The organism is Macrococcus brunensis (assembly GCF_022343725.1).
GTDB classification, from domain to species: Bacteria; Bacillota; Bacilli; order Staphylococcales; family Staphylococcaceae; genus Macrococcus; species Macrococcus brunensis.
In genome coordinates, this window is record NZ_CP092179.1 from 84,210 (window position 1) to 103,285 (window position 19,076).

General features: G+C 42.4%; 18 protein-coding genes, 1 pseudogene and 1 riboswitch. Of the genes and pseudogenes, 13 read left to right on the forward strand and 6 right to left on the reverse strand.

The features are described from left to right. Positions 1–36: 36 nt before the first annotated feature. From merA to MGG13_RS00435, 4 genes are all read left to right on the forward strand, one after another. Entirely contained in the window at positions 37–1,362 is a 1,326-nt protein-coding gene (gene merA, locus MGG13_RS00420) for a hypothiocyanous acid reductase MerA (protein ID WP_239034978.1), read from the forward strand. Between the two features lie 51 nt (positions 1,363–1,413). Beyond that, positions 1,414–1,896: a TspO/MBR family protein gene (locus MGG13_RS00425; RefSeq protein ID WP_239034979.1), complete on the forward strand. Its 483-nt coding sequence runs from the start codon at positions 1,414–1,416 to the stop codon at positions 1,894–1,896. 76 nt (positions 1,897–1,972) lie between these two features. Beyond that, positions 1,973–2,410, forward strand: coding sequence for a DUF2243 domain-containing protein (locus tag MGG13_RS00430; protein WP_133431298.1), 438 nt, complete (start codon positions 1,973–1,975; stop codon positions 2,408–2,410). Next, a complete protein-coding gene (locus tag MGG13_RS00435; RefSeq protein ID WP_239035645.1) occupies positions 2,410–3,165 on the forward strand; it encodes a cytochrome c oxidase assembly protein in 756 nt (251 codons plus the stop codon). The genes MGG13_RS00430 and MGG13_RS00435 overlap by 1 nt, the downstream gene beginning before the upstream one ends. Positions 3,166–3,198: 33 nt before the next feature. Here MGG13_RS00435 and MGG13_RS00440 read toward each other — a convergent pair whose 3' ends face one another. Next, complete coding sequence (locus tag MGG13_RS00440; RefSeq protein WP_239034980.1) at positions 3,199–3,921, reverse strand: metal-binding protein ZinT; 723 nt, start codon at positions 3,919–3,921, stop codon at positions 3,199–3,201. 130 nt (positions 3,922–4,051) lie between these two features. On the opposite strand from MGG13_RS00440, the gene MGG13_RS00445 reads away from it, so the two are divergent. Then, complete coding sequence (locus MGG13_RS00445) at positions 4,052–4,534, forward strand: pyrimidine dimer DNA glycosylase/endonuclease V (RefSeq protein WP_239034981.1); 483 nt, start codon at positions 4,052–4,054, stop codon at positions 4,532–4,534. Between the two features lie 4 nt (positions 4,535–4,538). Here the strand turns inward: MGG13_RS00445 and MGG13_RS00450 are convergent, their stop codons facing one another. Further along, the gene (locus MGG13_RS00450; RefSeq protein ID WP_133431301.1) at positions 4,539–4,922 is read right to left on the reverse strand and encodes a YbgA family protein; all 384 of its coding nucleotides are present in this window, start codon (positions 4,920–4,922) and stop codon (positions 4,539–4,541) included. Beyond that, positions 4,915–5,784 carry a TIGR01777 family oxidoreductase gene (locus MGG13_RS00455; protein ID WP_133431302.1) on the reverse strand — a complete coding sequence of 290 codons (870 nt, stop codon included), beginning with the start codon at positions 5,782–5,784 and terminating at the stop codon, positions 4,915–4,917. Before MGG13_RS00455 ends, MGG13_RS00450 begins: the two co-directional genes overlap by 8 nt. A 121-nt stretch (positions 5,785–5,905) precedes the next feature. Between MGG13_RS00455 and MGG13_RS00460 the strand changes: the two genes are divergently transcribed. The 5 genes from MGG13_RS00460 (at position 5,906) to MGG13_RS00480 (ending at position 12,401) form a co-directional block, all read left to right on the forward strand. Next, complete coding sequence (locus tag MGG13_RS00460; protein WP_239034982.1) at positions 5,906–7,639, forward strand: pyruvate oxidase; 1,734 nt, start codon at positions 5,906–5,908, stop codon at positions 7,637–7,639. A 341-nt stretch (positions 7,640–7,980) separates the two neighbouring features. After that, positions 7,981–9,378, forward strand: coding sequence for an amino acid permease (locus MGG13_RS00465; RefSeq protein ID WP_239034983.1), 1,398 nt, complete (start codon positions 7,981–7,983; stop codon positions 9,376–9,378). Positions 9,379–9,474: 96 nt separating this feature from the next. Continuing rightward, positions 9,475–9,575, forward strand: a riboswitch (TPP riboswitch). A 70-nt stretch (positions 9,576–9,645) separates the two neighbouring features. After that, on the forward strand, positions 9,646–10,221 hold the full coding sequence (locus tag MGG13_RS00470; protein ID WP_239034984.1) for an ECF transporter S component: 576 nt from the start codon (positions 9,646–9,648) through the stop codon (positions 10,219–10,221). Further along, positions 10,208–11,617 carry an ABC transporter ATP-binding protein gene (locus MGG13_RS00475; RefSeq protein WP_239034985.1) on the forward strand — a complete coding sequence of 470 codons (1,410 nt, stop codon included), beginning with the start codon at positions 10,208–10,210 and terminating at the stop codon, positions 11,615–11,617. The genes MGG13_RS00470 and MGG13_RS00475 overlap by 14 nt, the downstream gene beginning before the upstream one ends. Further along, on the forward strand, positions 11,610–12,401 hold the full coding sequence (locus tag MGG13_RS00480; protein ID WP_239034986.1) for an energy-coupling factor transporter transmembrane component T family protein: 792 nt from the start codon (positions 11,610–11,612) through the stop codon (positions 12,399–12,401). Before MGG13_RS00475 ends, MGG13_RS00480 begins: the two co-directional genes overlap by 8 nt. A 154-nt stretch (positions 12,402–12,555) precedes the next feature. On the opposite strand, the gene MGG13_RS00485 is transcribed toward MGG13_RS00480, so the two are convergent. Further along, complete coding sequence (locus MGG13_RS00485) at positions 12,556–12,759, reverse strand: zinc ribbon domain-containing protein (RefSeq protein WP_133431308.1); 204 nt, start codon at positions 12,757–12,759, stop codon at positions 12,556–12,558. A gap of 107 nt (positions 12,760–12,866) precedes the next feature. Here MGG13_RS00485 and MGG13_RS00490 point away from each other — a divergent pair, with 107 nt between their 5' ends. Next, positions 12,867–14,456, forward strand: coding sequence for a M20/M25/M40 family metallo-hydrolase (locus MGG13_RS00490; RefSeq protein ID WP_239034987.1), 1,590 nt, complete (start codon positions 12,867–12,869; stop codon positions 14,454–14,456). Positions 14,457–14,489: 33 nt separating this feature from the next. Here MGG13_RS00490 and MGG13_RS00495 read toward each other — a convergent pair whose 3' ends face one another. Beyond that, entirely contained in the window at positions 14,490–15,485 is a 996-nt protein-coding gene (locus MGG13_RS00495; protein ID WP_239034988.1) for a D-2-hydroxyacid dehydrogenase, read from the reverse strand. Further along, positions 15,486–16,555: pseudogene (locus MGG13_RS00500) on the reverse strand (PTS sugar transporter subunit IIC). It abuts the gene before it with no gap. Positions 16,556–16,897: 342 nt separating this feature from the next. Between MGG13_RS00500 and ahpC the strand changes: the two are divergent. Both ahpC and ahpF read left to right on the forward strand, forming a co-directional pair. Continuing rightward, positions 16,898–17,467 (forward strand): alkyl hydroperoxide reductase subunit C, encoded by a 570-nt coding sequence (gene ahpC, locus MGG13_RS00505; protein WP_133431312.1) that lies wholly within the window; start codon positions 16,898–16,900, stop codon positions 17,465–17,467. A gap of 79 nt (positions 17,468–17,546) precedes the next feature. Then, positions 17,547–19,070 (forward strand): alkyl hydroperoxide reductase subunit F, encoded by a 1,524-nt coding sequence (gene ahpF, locus MGG13_RS00510; RefSeq protein WP_239034989.1) that lies wholly within the window; start codon positions 17,547–17,549, stop codon positions 19,068–19,070. Positions 19,071–19,076: the final 6 nt, after the last annotated feature.

A 19,076-nucleotide genomic window follows, 5' to 3' on the forward strand; every position in this document is an offset into this window, starting at 1 on the left:
TTCATCAATTGTTCCAAACATAAGGAGGACATGGTAATGAAAGAGTATGATTTAATTGTCATCGGTTTTGGTAAGGCAGGAAAGACGCTGGCTAAATTTATGGGTCGGCAAGGTAAAGAGGTCGCAGTGATTGAAAAATCCAGCAGAATGTACGGGGGAACTTGTATTAATATCGGTTGTATTCCTTCAAAGTTACTCATTCACGATAGTGCGAAGCAACGACCATTCGAACAGTCGATTGCTCGTAAGGAAGAAGTGACGTCACTTCTGAACAAAAAGAATTATCATAAATTATCTGGGGAAGAAAATGTAGAAGTAATTGACGCAAAAGCACACTTCAAATCGAATAAAGTACTTGAACTGCACTTTGCAGATGGGACAGCAGAAGAAATGACAGCAGAGCATATCGTCATCAATACAGGGGCTGTCTCCAACGTGCCACCTATTAAAGGGGTTATAGAATCGAAACACGTCTATGATTCAGAAGGCATTATGCAGCTGACGAAGCAGCCTAAACGTCTGGTCATTGTCGGAGGCGGCTATATCGCACTTGAGTTCGCTGCATCATTCGGTGATTTCGGTACCGAAGTCACGGTCCTTGAGCGTGGCAACCAAATTCTTGGGCACGAGGACCAGGAGATTGCTGCTATGGCCATCAAAGATATGGAAGCGCATAATGTGACTTTCGTATTAAATGCGAGTACTGAAGCATTTGAAGATCAAGGTGATGAGGTCATAGTGAAGACATCTCAAGGCGATTTTACAGCAGATGCAGTCCTCTATGCGACAGGACGTAAGCCGAATACAGATTTAGGACTCGAAAACACAGATATAGAACTCGGTGCACGCGGTGAGATCAAAGTAAATGAATATCTTGAAACAACTGTGCCAAATGTCTATGCTGCAGGTGATGTGACGGGCGGGCCCCAGTTCACATATATTTCGCTTGATGATTTCCGCGTTATTAAAGACGGACTTGTTGGCGAGCGTAAACGCACGACAGAAAATAGAGGTATTATTCCGTATACCGTTTTCATCACACCGCCTATTTCTGTCGTCGGTATGACAGCTGCTGAAGCTCGTGCTAAAGGCTATGACATTATGGAAGGTAGAGTCAAAGTCTCAAGCATCACGCGTCACACAATAGATGACGAAGGCAGAGGACTCTTTAAATCTGTTGTTGATAAGAAGACACATCAAATATTAGGTGCGACACTTTACGGTGTGAAGTCTGATGAGCTGATTAACTTGATTGCACTTGCTATGAATCAGCAAGTTCCTTATGAGGTCATTCGTGATACGATCTATACACATCCAACGATTGTGGAGTCATTCAATGATCTATTCAATGTCAGTGAGTAATTATTTTCCATTCGGGTATAGAATAAGTAATTATACTCTGGAGGGATAGTCATGACCGTTAAGAAACAAATCATAAAAATGACGTTACCACTAGCAGGTGGTCTCATAGTCGGCGCATTAACGAGTAAAGCTCAAGGCGATTATAAGCAGTATGAACAGCCGCCGCTCGCACCACCACCTGCTGCCTTCCCGATTGTCTGGCCGGTACTTTATACAGGAATGGGCGTGGCTTATTATTTAGCTGATCGCTACACGACAGACAAAAGTGTTAAGGTCAGTCATTATGCACAGCTCGGTTTAAACTATTTATGGTCGATTTTGTATTTTAATCTAAAATTACGAGGTACAGCCCTCATTGAAAGCTTCTGTCTGCTTGCGGCTGGACTTTTAGCAGCCCTCATCTTTTATGACCATAATGAGATAGCAGGTCTCTTAATGGCACCTTATGTTGCATGGCTCGCATATGCAAGTTATCTGACAGCAGGTACCATTAAGCTGAACCATGATAAACCAGGATTTAGCCGAGATTTTTAAAAACAGCCGATTGGCTGTTTTTTTTGTATGTATAAATGTAAAGAGGGTATAAGTCTAAAAAATAAGGAGGCAATCTATGGGAACTTATACAAAAGAACACAAATGGTCGGGCTTTATTTTTGGAATCGGGCTGGCCGGCTTTATAGATGAAATTGTCTTTCACCAGTTTCTGCAGTGGCACCACTTTTATGATCAGATGACCAAGGAAATCGGACTCTTATCGGACGGCGTACTCAATTCAATGTGCGGCTTCTTTATTATTTTCGGATTGTTCCTGCTGGCAGATGCGAGAAGAAAATATCAGACTGATTGGTTATTCTGGATAGGTCGTACATTGATGGGAATGGGTTCTTTCCAGGTCTACGACGGCATCATTAATCATAAAGTGCTGCGCATGCACCAGATTCGTTATGTGGATAATGTTCTAACATACGATATTGTCTGGATTATTACAGGTCTTGCGATGATTATCATCGGTTTTCTGATGTCACGTAAAAGAGAGCTGATGAAGTGATGCATATACATCATTCAGTGAATCCGGCAGACTTTATCATTGTATTTAGCGCAGTTGTGATGATAACAGGTTACCTGTATTTAGCTGGCAGGAAAAAATGGCCCGTTTATCGATCTGTACTTTGGATAGTCGGCATCATCTTTGCAGTACTGGTCATGGTAGGACCCTTTGCAGAAGAAATGCACCATAATTTTATCTATCATATGTACGGCCATCTGCTGTTAGGGATGCTGTCACCACTTCTTCTGGTGCTGGCAATGCCTTTAAGACTGCTTTTAGGGACGCTTCCTGTTAAGAGTGGACGACGTCTGTCCCGTTTCATGAACATCACTTATATACGGTTTATTGCACACCCTGTTACAGCGACTATACTCAATACAGGTGGACTGTGGCTGCTTTACCGAACTGATTTGTTTATGATGATGCACCATCATACGTGGCTGCATTATCTGATTCATTTTCATATCTTTCTGGCCGGTTACCTATTCACAGCTGTAATGCTGGAACTGGACCCAGTGAGGCATCCTTATTCCTTTAAGTACCGGGCCATTGTCATGATGGTGTCCGTCGCACTGCACCAGATCTTGTCTAAATCCTTTTATCCATATCCGCCCGCCGGTGTAGATGCGGTGCAGGCGCAGACAGGAGCAGTTGTCATGTACTACGGCGGTGATGTCATCGAGCTCTTGATCATCTTTATCATGTGTCTCGGCTGGTACCGCTCAGTGCGACCAGGCAAAGTCTCTCACGCATAAAAGGAGATATTCATCAGAATATCTCCTTCGTTCTTAATGAGCCATCATTTCATGAGCGATTTCTTCACCTGACATATCACTGAAGTAATAAGTCGGCCAGTGTTCCATTTCTTTAAGTAATTGAGCACGGTCATCGCCCATATAAATATGGAAATGTTCAGCGAGTTTGGGTGCGATGTTATGATCGCTGAACTGGATGTATGCAGGGGCTTCTTTATCACCTGATACTTTCTTGAAGATAAAGCGGACGCCCCGATTTCCTTTTTTATATGTCAAAATCTCTTTGCCGTCATAATGATATTTCCCGGAAATCTTTTTGTCTCCTTTATAGAAATCAATCTTTTCTTTACCGATATTGATACGTGAGACATCAGTCTTGTAGCCAGTTGTATAATACTTTTTATAGTCGGCTGCTGTCATATCACCTTTGTCTTCTGCTTTATGTTCGAATACCTCATCTAATGTGCCGTCCTGAAGATAAGGATAAACCGATTGCCAGTCACCTTCCCAGTCTGTCAGCTCACGATCTTTTACCTGACTATCCTTGAAGTGACCTTCGTATATTTTTTTGTCAGCAGCTGACATGTGGTGATGATCATGTTCATGATGCTTGTGTTCGTGGTTATGCGCATGCTCTTCTGTCTTCTCTGTTACTGCTTTTTCTTCGTGATTTTTTTCTGAGTCCTGATTTGTGCCACAGGCAGTTAAGATAAGTGCCAGCAATGCCACGCCGAGTCCTTTAATAAAGTAATGCATATTGCCTCCTATAAAACGTAATAGTTACGATTTATAATTATAGATACAAATGCTGTAAACGTCAACAGACGATTTGAGAAAATATTTTTAACGTGTTAACATTTAAGAACTAATGAAAAGAAGGGGTCATATGCAGATATTTAGAGTAGACGCTGATCATAAAATCAGCGCACAGTATTTGGATAATAGAAGATTGTCCAAACAGGTGCTCGAGTTATACCAGATCATACGTGTCTGTCTTGCCGAACTGAAGATTATACAGGGAAATACGCGTTACTTACATCATCCAATCGTCAAACAGGCTTACAATAATGGCAAGCCCTACATCATTGACCTTTATAATATGCTTGTGGAAATGGACCTGGAGCATCAAAGACGAGGTGGCAAGCGTTCTCCTGCCTTTAAAGAAGATCTCGATGTACTGGCGGATATTATCTTTGCCAATCAGGAAGCGTTTTCGCATGAGCCGCTACCGCCTTATTATGTTTATGGGGATACGAGGCTTGAGGGCGAAACGGTGTATGAAGCTTATCAGCAGCTTCTCCATGATAAATGGCTGAACGATACCACCAGTCCACGCTGTGGTTTTCAACCGAAAAAAACTGACGTCTGATACGTCAGTTTTTTTCGGTTAATATACTGCTTTCTTTGAGGTATTTAACATTATATTTAAGGGCTAAATGATGGAGCTGCTGGATGATAACATCGTTCTTTTCAGGTACCTGGTTCAGTAGCGGCAGAAAGAGCTCTTTTTCTTCTGGGGTCGCTTTGTTCTTGAAATATCCCCATAAATGCTGAAATGTATTGAGCATAGAACCGTGCGTAGGCTCCAGTGCATACGCTTCACTGATTTGTGTGTTCAGGATATCGATATCCGTCAGCTGTTCTTTCATCAGGCCTCTGATGTCATTATAGTGCTGCTGACTATGATACATCACTTTATATTTTTCCTCACGCCAGCGTTTTTCAACTGCTTTTTTCTGTTCTTTTTGATTAACCATATAAACTTGTAATCGCTTCTTTGATAGTCGGGTGCTGGAACTTAAAGCCTGCTGAAATGAGTTTATCCGGTAGAACGCGCTGACCGTCTGTAACCATTATCGCCTGTTCACCAAGTAAGGTCTTCAGTGCAATCTCAGGCACAGGTAGGAAGTGAGGTTTATGAAGTGCTTCAGCGATTGCTTTCCCGACTTCTTCCTGCGTGGCAGGCTCTGGTGCGGTGCAGTTATAGATCCCTGTCAGTTGTTGATCGTAGATGAAAAGGAGAGCACGAATGAGGTCATCAATATGAATCCAGGAGTAGACCTGCTGACCATCGCCGATATTACCGCCAATATAGAATTGATAGGGCTTAACCATAATAGGGAGCGCCCCGCCTTGGTTTGAGAAGATAACACCAAATCTGCAATAAGCAGTCGCTACCTTAAGTTTAGCTGCTTCCTGCTCCCATAAATGAACGGTTTTAGATAGAAAGTCAAATGCTTCGAAACGGTCGGCTTCTGTATAGGAGAGATTTTTAGCAGGTGGATAATAGCCTACAGCGCTTGCAGAAATCAGGAAAGGTTTCTTCTGCTGCTGTTCAATGATAGGACCTAGCTTCTTCGTAGATTCTATGCGACTTTTGACAATCGCTTGTTTATGTTGCTGGGTCCAGCGGTTACTCAGACTCGCCCCGGCTAGATTGATGATGAGGTCTACTTCGGGTATCTGAGATAAATAATCATCATTATTCCAGTTGATATAGTTAACATGCGCGGTGTCTTCCTTATCAGAACGCGTCAGAATATAAAACTCATGGTCTGTCATTTCAATTAATCGAGAACCTACTAGTCCAGTACCGCCAGTCAGTAATATTTTCTTCATCATATTGCCCCCTTTTATTTTTAATATTATACCCTGTTTAAGTCTATGCCATACACGATAAGTGATTAGAATGAAAAGCGACGGGTAGATAACAGATGTATAATAAAAAGGAGGCATCATTATGAGTAAAATCAAAGCAAATCTCGCATTAGTCAAAGCACTTAAAAACTGGGGCATTGATCATGTCTATGGTATTCCAGGCGATTCAATTGATTCAGTGGTAGATGCACTTAAGCATGAAGAAGAAAGTATCAAATTCTATAATGTCAGACATGAAGAAGTAGCGACACTTGCAGCGGCAAGTTATACGAAATTAACAGGTAAGATTGCTGTTTCGTTAGGGATAGGTGGACCAGGTGCGGTCCATTTATTAAACGGCATGTACGATGCAAAAATGGATAATGTGCCGACACTTGTCCTATGCGGACATACCAATACAGATCAGATTGGTTCAGGTTACTTCCAGGAAGTCGATATCTCTACAATGTTCCAAGGTGTAGCGGTATTCAACCAGATTGTGACGGATCCAAATCGAATTTTCGATACGGTGAATGAAGCGATTAAAACAGCATATGATGAATCAGGCGTAGCGGTATTGACGATTCCCGGGGATATTCTTAAAACAGAGATTGAAGATAATACACTTGATAAAAAATATGAATATGTCAGACCGCATTTCTCTGCGCCGACTGATAAAATTGCGGCAGCGGCAGAATTGATCGGTAATAGTAAAAATCCAGTGGTTCTTGCAGGTGTAGGAACGAAAGGTGCTAAAGATGAAGTGATTCATTTCATTGAATGCATTAAAGCACCAGCTATGATTACGCTCCCAGCTAAAGGTATTATTCCAGATACACATCCGCAATCACTTGGTAATATCGGTAAAATTGGCACGAAGCCAGCTTTTGAAGCAATGAAAGAAGCGGATTTACTGATCTTATTAGGTACGAATTACCCCTATGTCAGCTATCTGCCAGATGAGAATGTCCCTTGTATTCAGCTTGATATCAATCTGAAAAATATCGGCAAACGTTATGATGTAGATGTACCACTGATAGGACATGCAAAAGATATTCTGCCAGAGTTGACACAGGCTTGTGAAGCGGTTGGACGTCGTCCATTCCTTGAAGCATGTCAGGAAAATATGGTGAACTGGAACAAGTGGCTAGAAGAAGACCGGATGAAAGACTCTACACCTATCCGTCCAGAACGCGTGATGGCCGAAATCGAAAAAATTGCTGAGCCCGATGCAACATTCTCAATTGATGTCGGTACTTCAACAGTATGGAGTACAAGGTATTTAAGATTAGATCACCAAAATAAATTTATTACTTCTGCTTGGCTCGGAACAATGGGCTGTGCGTTACCGGGCGCAATCGCTTCTAAGATTGCTTTCCCAGAGCGTCAGGCGATTGCAATTGCCGGTGACGGTGGCTTCTCAATGGTCATGCAGGACTTTGTCACTGCTGTCTATTACAACCTGCCGATGATTGTAGTTGTTATGAATAACCAGCAGTTATCATTCATCAAGTATGAACAGCAGGCTGCAGGAGAGCTGGAATACGCTATTAACTTAGCAGATATCGATTATGCTAAGTTTGCTGAAAGCTGTGGCGGTATGGGTATCAATGTCACAAAACCGGAAGAACTTGCACCAGCTATGCAGCAGGCAAAAGCGGCTAATAAGCCTGTTATTGTCAATGTTTATGTTGATCAGGATGCAGCACCGCTGCCAGGTCAAATCGTCTTTGATGAGATGCTGGGTTATGCTAAGTTTGAAATCCGTTCATTACTTGAAGAAGGTAAACTTGAAAAAATGCCACCTCTTAAAACATTGATCAGACGTGTGCTTTAATTAAATAAAGTTATCGGAAGCAAATTTGCTTCCGATTTTTTTATGTCTTTCTGTTATATAATAACGGTATTTTAAATATCACAATCTCACCATTTATTTGTGAAATTTGGTATTTTTTTCTGTATTTATTAATATTTTATTTTATTAAAATCTATTTATATGCATAATTCATATTTTATAAATACTTTTATACCAAGCTATTACAAATTCAAAGAATATTTAGAAAATTATTTGCTTTATTGCTTAAAAGCGATGAATTTGTGATTTACAACTTGTGAAATTGCTGTATAATAACAGAGAAAATAAATATTTCACTTATATAAAGGAAAGAGGTAAAAGTAATGGAAGACAATCAATTACACAGAGGACTGAGCTCACGTCAGGTCCAGATGATTGCACTCGGCGGAACAATTGGTGTTGGATTATTTATGGGGGCTTCCAGTGTTATTAACTGGGCAGGACCATCTGCACTCATTGCGTATTTAGTAGCTGGTATTTTCTTATTCTTCATCATGCGCGCAATGGGAGAAATGGTTTATCTTTATCCAACGACAGGTTCATTCGCTCAGTATGCAAATGATTACATTCATCCGGCAGCGGGTTATGCAACTGCCTGGAGTAATATATTCCAGTGGGTTGTTGTTGGGATGAGTGAAGTTATCGCCGTCGGTCAGTATATGCAGTACTGGTGGCCGGAATTACCGACTTGGATTCCAGGTCTGATCGTAGTCGTGACACTCGCTGTTGCGAACTTAGCATCTGTAAAAGCATTCGGTGAGTTTGAATTCTGGTTTGCGATGATTAAAGTTGTCACAATTATTCTGATGATCGTTGCGGGATTAGGCGTTATTTTATTCGGTTTTGGTAACGGTGGAAATCCTATTGGTTTTGGCAACTTAACTGAACATGGTGGATTCTTCCCGAATGGATTGACAGGTTTCTTGTTTGCACTTTCTATCGTAGTCGGTGCTTATCAAGGAGTTGAGTTAATCGGAATTACAGCTGGTGAAACAAAAGATCCTCAAAAAAATATTCAAAAAGCAGTTAACAGCATTGTATGGCGTATTCTGATTTTCTATATTGGTGCTATCTTCGTTATCGTTACTGTTTATCCATGGGATCAATTAGGTACAATCGGCAGCCCGTTCGTAGCAACATTCGCTAAAATTGGTATCACAGTCGCAGCGGGTCTGATTAACTTCGTTGTTATCACCGCTGCAATGTCGGGATGCAATGCAGGTATCTTCAGTTCAAGTCGTATGGTCTACACTTTGGCACAAGAAGGCAAAATGCCAGCTATCTTCGGTAAAGTCTTAAAAACAGGCGTGCCATTCTATGCAGTTCTTGCTATTGCAATCGGTATCTTCCTGGGCGTTATCCTCAATGTCGTGATTCCAGGGGCGGATAAAATTTTTGTCTATGTCTATAGCGCATCAATCCTGCCAGGTATGGTACCATGGTTCATGATTCTGATCAGTCATATGCAGTTTAGAAAGAAACATCCGGAACTGATTAAAGATCATCCATTCAAGATGCCGGGCGCACCAGTGACGAACTGGCTGACAATCGGATTCCTGGTATTAGTATTATTTTTCATGCTGATCAATCCGGATACTCGTATATCTGTTATTATCGGTTTTATCTTCCTTGCAATCGTGACAGCAGCATACTTTATGCTGGGTTATAACAAAAAAGATAAAGCGCGCGGTGTGGCAGAAAGAACGGTTTACCGCGATTAATATGAAGCGATACTTCGGTATCGCTTTTTTTATTTCTCAGGAAATGTTATTGACTTTAATTCCGGACAAGTATACAGTTTAAATACAAATACATAACAGAAACACTAGGGGTGTTATTGTAACTGAGACGAGATAATCTCGAACCCTTTGAACCTGATCTAGTTGATGCTAGCGGAGGAAAGTGTATAGATTTTATTTTTCTATGTCTTTTTTGACGCGCAATCATCTTGTGATGGTTGCGTGTTTTTTGTTGAGGAGGATATTGGAATGAGAAAAGGTTTGACGTTATCAGATATTTTAGTAACAGTGCTTGTCGCAGTGATTTTTGGTTTTATCTATAATTTGTGGTGGCTGCCCTATGAAGCCGTTAAACCGCTTGGTGTTCATGTTGAACAGCTGACTTATGGTATGTGGTTTGCTGCAGCTGTTGTCGCTTACTTGATTGTACCGAAATTCGGTATTGCACTACTGGCTGAGTTTGCAGCTGGTGCCGGTGAGACGATTATCATGGGGAAATTTGATATCCCGACATTTGTCTTTGCTTTACTGCAGGGTCTTGCCTGTGAGCTTGTATTCATGGCATTCAGATATCGTTCTCGCAGTGTGATGGTATGTATATTAGCGGGTGTCGCAGCTGCTTTGATCAGCTTGCCAATCGACTATTTCTACGGTTATATGAGTGAAGTTGCAGCGTGGAACTTAATTCTTTTCATTGTATTTCGTGTAATCAGCGGAGCCGTGCTGGCGGGTATTCTCCCTTATATACTCGTCAAAGCGCTTGATCAGACCGGTGTCACACGTCTATTCCGTTCTGCATCACAGGAAGATTATGACGCACTCTAAACTTAAAGTAACAGATCTACGGCTGAAATATCCCGGGGTTAAGGATAAGATATTTGACGGGTTATCGATTGACATCAAAGAAAAGGAAAAAGTATTGCTGCTTGGACCTTCCGGCTGCGGTAAAAGCACGTTGCTCAATGTGCTGGCAGGCATTGTACCTGAATTGATAGACCTGCCGATGAAGTACGAAGAACGTCTGATTGATCCGAGTGCTGCTGTTATTTTTCAGGATCCTGATAGTCAGTTCTGTATGCCGAAAGTGTACGAAGAACTGGCCTTTATTCTGGAAAACAGACAAGTGCCGGCAGGTGAGATGGATCAGCGTATAGAACATGCTCTTCGTGAAGTAAACTTGAATGTCGATAAAAGTCAGCTTATCAACCAGCTGAGTGGTGGCATGAAACAGAAACTGGCGATAGCAGGGACTTTGCTTCAGCAGGCTGATACACTCTTCTTAGACGAGCCTTCCGCTATGCTTGATACTGAAGCGACAGAACAGCTCTGGTCACTGTTGATTAGTCTGTGGCATGATCAGACCGTAGTGATTGTAGAACATAAAGTCGAGCATATCTGGCAGCATGTTGACCGTGTAATCGTGATGAACGAACAAGGTGAGATCGTGCAGCAAGGTGCACCGTCCTATATTTTAGAGCACTATGAATCGCTGCTCTCGGATTATGGTATCTGGCATCCGAATGCCTGGCAGCATGCACCGTCGTCGCTTGAGGATAAAGTGGAATCCGTACCGTTATTCAGCTACAAGAATGGCATGATTAAGCGTGGTAAAAAAGCATTGTACGCAGTAGAGGAGCTGCAGATTGGTTTAGGAGAGTGGATTGTCATTACCGGCCAGAATGGTACAGGGAAGACGACACTGCTTGAATCAATGCTGCAGATGGTTCCGTATGAGGGTGTGATGTATTACGTGGACATCAGACTGAAAACAGTCCGCGATGCTGCCGCTCATTTTTATCTGGTCTATCAGAATCCGGAGCTGCAGTTCATCCAGAATAGCGTCTATGATGAAGTCTACGTCAACTACTACCATCAGAATAAGGAAACAGCACGCGACAAGACGATGCAGATGTTAGAGCTACTGCAGCTTAAGCATGTCAGAGACCAGCATCCTTTTGAACTTTCGATGGGACAGAAAAGACGGCTGAGTGTCGCAACAGCCCTCAGTTCCCCGGCAGATATCATTCTGCTCGATGAACCGACGTTCGGACTGGATAGTCATAATACGTTCCAGCTGCTGACACTTTTTAAGGAGCGGGTGCAGCAGGGGCAGACGGTGATGATGGTGACCCATGACCCGCATATTGTGGAACGCTATCCGACGCGACGCTTTCATGTAACGGAGAATCAGTTGAAAGAAGTAGGTGCAGCTCATGTATGAACAGTTTAAGACACGCATCACGATGATGGACCATGTCAACATCCTGACGAAGATGATAGCAGGTGTCCTGCTCTTCTTTCTGGTCATCTTCATTCATCGCTTCGACGTCATGCTTTATATGGCGCTGTTGATGTTCTCTTTTATGCTGCTTTTTTCCGGGACACGGCTGAAGATTGTCCTGCCGCTTTTCTCGGTAATTGCACTGTTTAGCGTCACTTCTTCACTTTTCATGATTTTTTACGGGGACGGGAGTCATACACTTTTTAAATGGGGTATTATCCATATTACGACGGAGAGTCTCTTCAGAGGACTGCATCTGTCACTTAGAACGATTACAGTGAGCTGTCTCGGGCTGACAATCGCATTTACTACACGGATTGTCATGATTTTCTATAGTCTGATGCAGCATTTAAATGTTAAACCGAAGTATGCCTATGCTTTTATGGCGGCGATACGAATGGTCCCGATAATGATAGAATCATTCTTTCAGCTCAGAAATTCACTGAAGATGCGCTACCAGATGATAGATCCGAAGCAGTATAGAGGAATCAGACGCCTCAAGCATCTGATTATTCCGCTGATGAGTCAGAATATACGTAAAGCACACCGGCTCGCTGTGGCGATGGAGAAAAAAGGATTTAAAGATGGCCCTCGGACTTATTATTACCGTGTACCATTCAGTTTTTATGATGTCATCTTTATTTTTGGGCTGATAGCAGTAGTTGCGGGTGCATTTCTGCTGGCGGGCATATTGCCGGTGACCGGGCTTGAAGACGTCAGGTAAAAAGGAGTGCGGGCGTACGCAGTGTTTGCTGTTCGACCTGGCTCAAAAGTTGAACAACAACGGAGTTTGCTGTTCGACTTGACTTAGAATCTGAACACAAAACCATCAAAAAAGGCCTCATCCTAAATTTTAGGATGAGGCCTTTACCGTTTTTTTAACTAAAGAATAGATCCATAATATTCATACCTGCATTTGTCTGCTTCGAATAAAATTCTGTATAGCCACAGTTCTTGCAGGAAATTACTGTAAACGTATTATGCTCAATATCAAACAGTTTAGATAATCCTGTCCCTGCCATAGAAACATCCTTTGTTACGGTTTCCTGGTGACCACATTTTATACAGCCTTCATTTGACATCTTCTCATCCCCTTATATAGAAGTATAGTTAAATTATAACAAAAAAAGTGGACTTTATCTTTTCTTGACCAGGGCTTATGATGGAACTATATGAAAGGGGATAAGACATGACGAGTTTATGGCAAAGTGCAGAAGCGCGTGCAACACTTCTGAAGCAGATTGTTCAGTTTGATAGCGTGACATTGTCAGAAGGAGAGAAGGAGTTTCCATTCTTCATTCAACAGATGCTGATGGATTTACCTTACTTTAAAGAGAGAGAAGAACAGGTCATTTTAGCGCCGACTGGGGATGGTCGACATACGCTGATGGCACACTACAAAGCTAAGTCCAGAAAAACGATCGTACTGATCAGTCATTACGATACAGTCGGAATTGATGACTTCGGTGATTATGAACAGGCGGCGTTTGATATGGATGCAATTACGGCACTATTCAAAGAAGACGATGCTTACTTGAATGCGACAGCGAAAGAAGACCTGGCGAGCGGTAATTATCTCTTTGGCCGAGGTTCGATGGATATGAAGCCAGGATTGATGCTGCATCTGTCATTGATTGAGAAAGCGATTCTTGAAGAATGGAATATCAATCTACTGCTGATGACAGTGCCTGATGAAGAAGTGAACTCACTTGGCATGCGTACAGCAATGATGAAACTGCATGACATTGTTCAGAAAGAAAAGCTGGATATCGTCCTCTATCTGAATAGTGAGCCGACTTTCCAGCAGCAGGCATCAGATAATGCGCATTACGTTTATTCCGGTTCCATTGGCAAATTAATGCCTGCTGTTCTTTGTTACGGAGAAGAGACGCATGTCGGGACCCCGATGAACGGCATCAGTTCGAACTTTATGCTGAACTTTGTCAATCAGACGATGGAATATAACCGCCACTTCAAGGAGACTTTTGAAGACGAAGCGACACCTCTGCCTGTTGCGCTCATGAATAAAGACTTAAAGGATTATTACGATGTACAGACACCGTTTCGCTCTGTCGCGCTTTATAATGTCTTTTCATTCAAACAGACGGCAGCAGATGTCTTCAGCCAGTTCAACACGATTGTCAAAGAAGCAAAAGAGAAGTGCGAACAAGCGTATCAGCAAATCTTCGAACTTGAACAAGTAGAGAGAACACTGGATATCAAAGTACTGACTTATGCGGAACTGCTGCAGCAGGCAACCGAGCAGCTTGGCCGTGATAAAGTAGAGCTGATTATCAGCAAAGCGGTAGAAGAGCCGGCACTTTATCTGCAGAATATTCAAGTGGTGGATGAGTTGATGAAAAACTGTAAAGCTATCGGGCCTGCGATGGTTACATTCTTTGTTCCGCCGTATTACCCGGCAGTCAATGCATCATATCATTCTGAGATTGAAGATTTAATAGTACAGGTCAAAACGGCAGCCGCAGGTTTAGGCCGCGAGAGTAAACGCCTGCATTATTTCAACGGTATCAGCGATCTGAGCTATTGTTTAAGCGATAGCGCCGGCAGTGGTAAAGTCTATGCGGATAACACGCCTACTTTTAAGCGAACATATGATATTCCGTTTGAAGAAATCCATGCGATTCAGGCGCCTGTCTTTAACTGCGGACCGATCGGTAAGGACGCACACAAAGTAACGGAAAGACTGAACACAAAGAGCGCATTTGAGGAACTCCCAGTCATGCTCGAGCATATCGTTCGTTATTATTTAGCAAAATAAAATACGCCCGCCTTTAAATAGGCGGGCGTATTTTTAGTTGAGTCGCGTCTCGCAAGTACCTGTCTGAATCACTTCGAGTGCTGCGTTCAGACCACCTTCGACCAGATTCTGTACAGCAACATCTGTATAAAAAGCGATATGCGGTGTTACAATAATTTTGTCGTGTTCAATCAGACGAAGTAAGTCCTTGTCTTCAATTTCCTGGTTGCTGAAATCTTTAGGGAAATACTGGCTTTCAAATTCATACGTATCTAGGGCAGCAGCAGCCAGCTGACCGCTATCAATCGCTTCTATAAGAGCAGGTGTATCAATTACACTGCCGCGTGCCGCATTAATCAAAATGGCACCTTTTTTAAACTGAGCGAACATCTCTTTATTGAAGAGGTGATGGTTGTCGCTTGTTGCCGGCATATGCAGAGAGACGATGTCGGCATCTTTAATTGCTTCTTCTACAGAGTCTTTATAATTAATCCATTCTCTTGCCTCGTCATTCGGATAGAGATCATAGCCGACTACGTTAGAGTCAAAACCTTTGAATATCTTAGCCGTAATCTGTCCGATCCGTCCCGTGCCGATGATTGCGACTGTCAGGCTTTTGATTTCTTTAGACATGATGACCGGCTGCCATCTGAAGTCGTGGCGTCTGACATGTTCATCGATGAGAGAAGTTTTTCGGACAAGATTGAGCGCCATAGCAACGGCATATTCTGCAATGGAATTCGGTGAATAGCTCGGCACATTTGAGATGATAATATGATGCGCTTTTGCGGCTTCTAAATCATACATATCGTAACCTGCACTACGCTGTGCAATCTGTTTGATACCGATCGCTTCTAAACGTTCATAAATTTCAGGTGCCAGTTTGCCTATCTGCTGCGTTGTTACACCATCATAGCCTTTAAGTGAATCGATGGTATCTGGTGTCAGAATATCAGAAGAGATTGTGAGCTCTACATTGTTTTTCTCTGCCCAGTTCAGAGCAGCAGGTCTTTCGTCTTCGCGGGCACCGAACATCATTATTTTAGTCATTTATTTACCCTCGCTTTCAGTCTGAAATTTGAATACTTCCGGATCATATAATTTAAAGACTTTTGTAAATAAGTAATGGAAGATGAATGCTGATACAAATGGAACAACGAAATAGACAAGAATAAGGAGAAGGAGATTCATCATCGCATTGCCTTCCATGAATTTAAAGGCATTGATTGGCCCGACAAGACCAGAGAATCCGAAACCTGCAGATTCTTTTGTTCCTTGAATGCCGATCAGACTGCCGACAATACCTGTAACAGTAGCAGTCAGTGCGATAGGTAAAGCGATGATTGGATATTTGAGCAGGTTCGGCATCATCATTTTCATAGCACCAAGAAAGACAGCGATAGGAACACCTGCTTTATTGACACGCATTGTACCAACCACAAGCATGCAGGCAGCAGCGGCAACCCCTAGGTTCGCGGCACCTGATGCAAGTCCGGAGATACCAATTGCCATCGCAATCGCGACCGTTGAAATAGGTGAAACAATCAAAATACTAAATGAGATAGCGATTAGAATGCACATGACCATCGGCTGTAATGTAGTGAAGCTGTTAATCAGCTGTCCAAGACTTGATGTGATCAGTTTGACGTAAGGTAATAAGATGATGCCCAGGAATCCGGCGATACCACCTGCTATGATAGGTAAAAGAATAATAGTCAGACTGCCTAAGCGATCTTTAATCCATAAAATGAGTAAGACGGCGATAGAAGCGGTAATCATGGTATTGATTAAGTCACCAATACCTGTTAAGACCCATGCATTTTCTTTGAAGACCGCGGCACCACTACCTACGAATGCGGCAGTACCGACAATGACTGTCTGAATAGGGTTGAGTTTGAACTGCATACCGATTAAGACACCGGCAAGAACCGGTACAGTAAACTGGATACCGACAACAACGCTGTTCAACGTGGCGAAAATAGGATGATAATGAATTAATGCTTTGAATAACTTGCCTAGAATAGCGTTCGGAATTAAACCGACGACAATACCAGTGCAACCCCAGCTAGTACTTTGTTGATGAAATCTTTTGCGGAAATGCGGTTTGCTGTTTGTTCCATAAAGAACTCTCCTTTTGTTTGTGAATTAAATCACATTTATCTTAATTTTATTATAGCTTGATTGTGAAAGAAGTGCAATATGTTATTTAGTATGACTTAAATTCTTCATAATACTTAAATATTTGATTAATAAAATTTATATTTAGATTGAGAATATCGGCTTTCTACTGATAATAAGTACTTTAGCGAGAGATGACGCGGAGGTTAAAAAATAGTATTAAAAAGTCATATTTTATTCAAGTTTTCTTCGTTGACTTCAACCAACAATCATGTAACAATAGGGGAGTACTAGATTATAATAATTATAATCTAAAAAATATAAACCATTCGGAGGGTTCATTCATGTCATTAATCAACAAAGAAATCTTACCATTCACAGCTAATGCTTATAATCCTAAAGAGGATAAGTTCGTTGAAGTATCTAACGAGTCAATGAAAGGCGACTGGAGCATTGTCTGCTTCTACCCAGCCGACTTCACATTTGTCTGCCCAACTGAGTTAGAAGACTTACAGGATCAATATGCAACATTACAAAGTTTAGGCGTTAATGTTTATTCCGTATCATGTGATACTCACTTCACACATAAAGCATGGCATGATCATTCAGATGCTATCGCTAAAATTGAATACACAATGATCGGTGACCCATCTCACACTATCGCTCGTAACTTTGATGTATTAGATGAAGCAGAAGGTCTTGCGCAACGTGCGACATTCCTTATCGATCCAGATGGTGTTGTTCAAACAATGGAAATCAACAACGACGGCATCGGTCGTGAAGCAAGCGTGCTTGTTGATAAAGTGAAAGCAGCTCAATACGTGCGTACACATGACGGTGAAGTATGTCCTGCTAAATGGAAAGAAGGATCAGAAACATTAACACCTGGTCTTGACTTAGTCGGTAAAATCTAAGAACACTCTAAACATAGATAGAAAAAATCAGCCACAACGCTCTTCGGGTGTTGTGGCACTTATTTGAGGAGGAACATCGATGTTAGACAATACATTGAAACAGCAGCTTGCCCAGTATCTTGAACTACTTGAAGGTGAAGTTATCCTGACAGCTAGTGCGGGCGAAGATAAATCATCCCAGGATATGATGGATTTACTGAAAGAAGTCGAAAGTATGACACCTCGCATTACTTTAAAGGAATCTTCATTGAAGCGTACGCCTAGCTTTACAGTAGGTCATCCGGATGAAGAGGCAAGAATTACGTTTGCTGGTGTACCATTAGGTCACGAGTTCACATCATTCGTACTCGCGCTCCTGCAAGTGAGCGGCCGTGCACCGAAAGAAGAGCAGTCTACACTGGAGCAGATCGCGAAACTGGAACAGCCTCTCCACTTTGAAACATATATCAGTCTGACTTGTACAAAATGTCCGGATGTCGTACAGGCACTGAACCTGATGTCTGTCGTTAACCCGAACATTACACATACAATGATCGACGGTGCGGTCTTCCGCGAAGAGTCTAAAGATATTATGGCTGTACCAAGCATCTTCCTGAACGGTGAAGAATTTGGCAGCGGACGCATGACAGTAGATGAAATCGTCGCTCAAGTTGGCGGCGGTCTGGACGCAGAAGAACTGAACGCCAAAGAAGCGTATGAAGTGCTTGTTATTGGAGGGGGTCCTGCAAGTGCAGCAGCCGCGATTTATGCAGCACGTAAAGGTCTTCGTACAGGTATGGTAGCTGAAAGAATTGGCGGCCAGGTCAATGACACAGCAGGCATCGAAAACCTGATCGGTGTGAAAGAGACGACAGGTCCTGCTTTATCACAGAACTTAGGTGAGCATATCCGTGAATATGATATCGATGTGATGACAGCAGTCCGTGCTGCAAACATTGAGAAAGTCAATGATATGGTTGAAGTAGAACTGGATAACGGTGCTAAACTTTCATCTAAAACATTAATCATTGGTACAGGTGCCAAATGGCGTAACATGAATGTGCCAGGCGAAGCTGAATTTAAAAACAAAGGTGTCGCTTATTGTCCGCACTGTGATGGTCCGCTCTTCGAAGGTAAACGTGTCGCAGTCGTTGGCGGTGGTAACTCAGGTGTTGAAGCAGCAATCGACTTAGCAGGTATTACAGAGCACGTGACATTACTTGAATTCGGTGACACGCTGCGTGCAGATGCTGTCCTTCAGGAACGTTTAGCATCACTGCCGAACTCTGAAATCATCACGCAGGCCGCAACAAAAGAACTGACAGGTACAGACAAACTAAGCAGATTGACTTATACAGAACGCCATACAGGTGAAGAAAAATCTATCGACCTAGAAGGTGTCTTCGTTCAAATCGGCCTTGTACCGAACACTGAGTTTGTCGGTGACACAGTCGCGCGTAATGAACGTGGTGAAATCATTGTTGACCGCAATGGTGCGACAAATGTGCCAGGTATCTTTGCAGCAGGTGACTGTACAGATCAGACATTCAAACAAATCATCATCTCAATGGGCGCAGGCGCTACAGCTGCACTCAGCGCATTTGACTATTTAATCAGACATTAATCATAA

Bases quoted from the DNA above. Each gene is read 5' to 3' on its own strand.
- merA (WP_239034978.1), top strand. From the start codon at position 37: ATGAAAGAGTATGATTTAATTGTCATCGGTTTTGGTAAGGCAGGAAAG.
- MGG13_RS00425 (WP_239034979.1), top strand. From the start codon at position 1,414: ATGACCGTTAAGAAACAAATCATAAAAATGACGTTACCACTAGCAGGT.
- MGG13_RS00430 (WP_133431298.1), top strand. From the start codon at position 1,973: ATGGGAACTTATACAAAAGAACACAAATGGTCGGGCTTTATTTTTGGA.
- MGG13_RS00435 (WP_239035645.1), top strand. From the start codon at position 2,410: ATGCATATACATCATTCAGTGAATCCGGCAGACTTTATCATTGTATTT.
- MGG13_RS00440 (WP_239034980.1), bottom strand. From the start codon at position 3,921: ATGCATTACTTTATTAAAGGACTCGGCGTGGCATTGCTGGCACTTATC.
- MGG13_RS00445 (WP_239034981.1), top strand. From the start codon at position 4,052: ATGCAGATATTTAGAGTAGACGCTGATCATAAAATCAGCGCACAGTAT.
- MGG13_RS00450 (WP_133431301.1), bottom strand. From the start codon at position 4,922: ATGGTTAATCAAAAAGAACAGAAAAAAGCAGTTGAAAAACGCTGGCGT.
- MGG13_RS00455 (WP_133431302.1), bottom strand. From the start codon at position 5,784: ATGAAGAAAATATTACTGACTGGCGGTACTGGACTAGTAGGTTCTCGA.
- MGG13_RS00460 (WP_239034982.1), top strand. From the start codon at position 5,906: ATGAGTAAAATCAAAGCAAATCTCGCATTAGTCAAAGCACTTAAAAAC.
- MGG13_RS00465 (WP_239034983.1), top strand. From the start codon at position 7,981: ATGGAAGACAATCAATTACACAGAGGACTGAGCTCACGTCAGGTCCAG.
- MGG13_RS00470 (WP_239034984.1), top strand. From the start codon at position 9,646: ATGAGAAAAGGTTTGACGTTATCAGATATTTTAGTAACAGTGCTTGTC.
- MGG13_RS00475 (WP_239034985.1), top strand. From the start codon at position 10,208: ATGACGCACTCTAAACTTAAAGTAACAGATCTACGGCTGAAATATCCC.
- MGG13_RS00480 (WP_239034986.1), top strand. From the start codon at position 11,610: ATGTATGAACAGTTTAAGACACGCATCACGATGATGGACCATGTCAAC.
- MGG13_RS00485 (WP_133431308.1), bottom strand. From the start codon at position 12,759: ATGTCAAATGAAGGCTGTATAAAATGTGGTCACCAGGAAACCGTAACA.
- MGG13_RS00490 (WP_239034987.1), top strand. From the start codon at position 12,867: ATGACGAGTTTATGGCAAAGTGCAGAAGCGCGTGCAACACTTCTGAAG.
- MGG13_RS00495 (WP_239034988.1), bottom strand. From the start codon at position 15,485: ATGACTAAAATAATGATGTTCGGTGCCCGCGAAGACGAAAGACCTGCT.
- ahpC (WP_133431312.1), top strand. From the start codon at position 16,898: ATGTCATTAATCAACAAAGAAATCTTACCATTCACAGCTAATGCTTAT.
- ahpF (WP_239034989.1), top strand. From the start codon at position 17,547: ATGTTAGACAATACATTGAAACAGCAGCTTGCCCAGTATCTTGAACTA.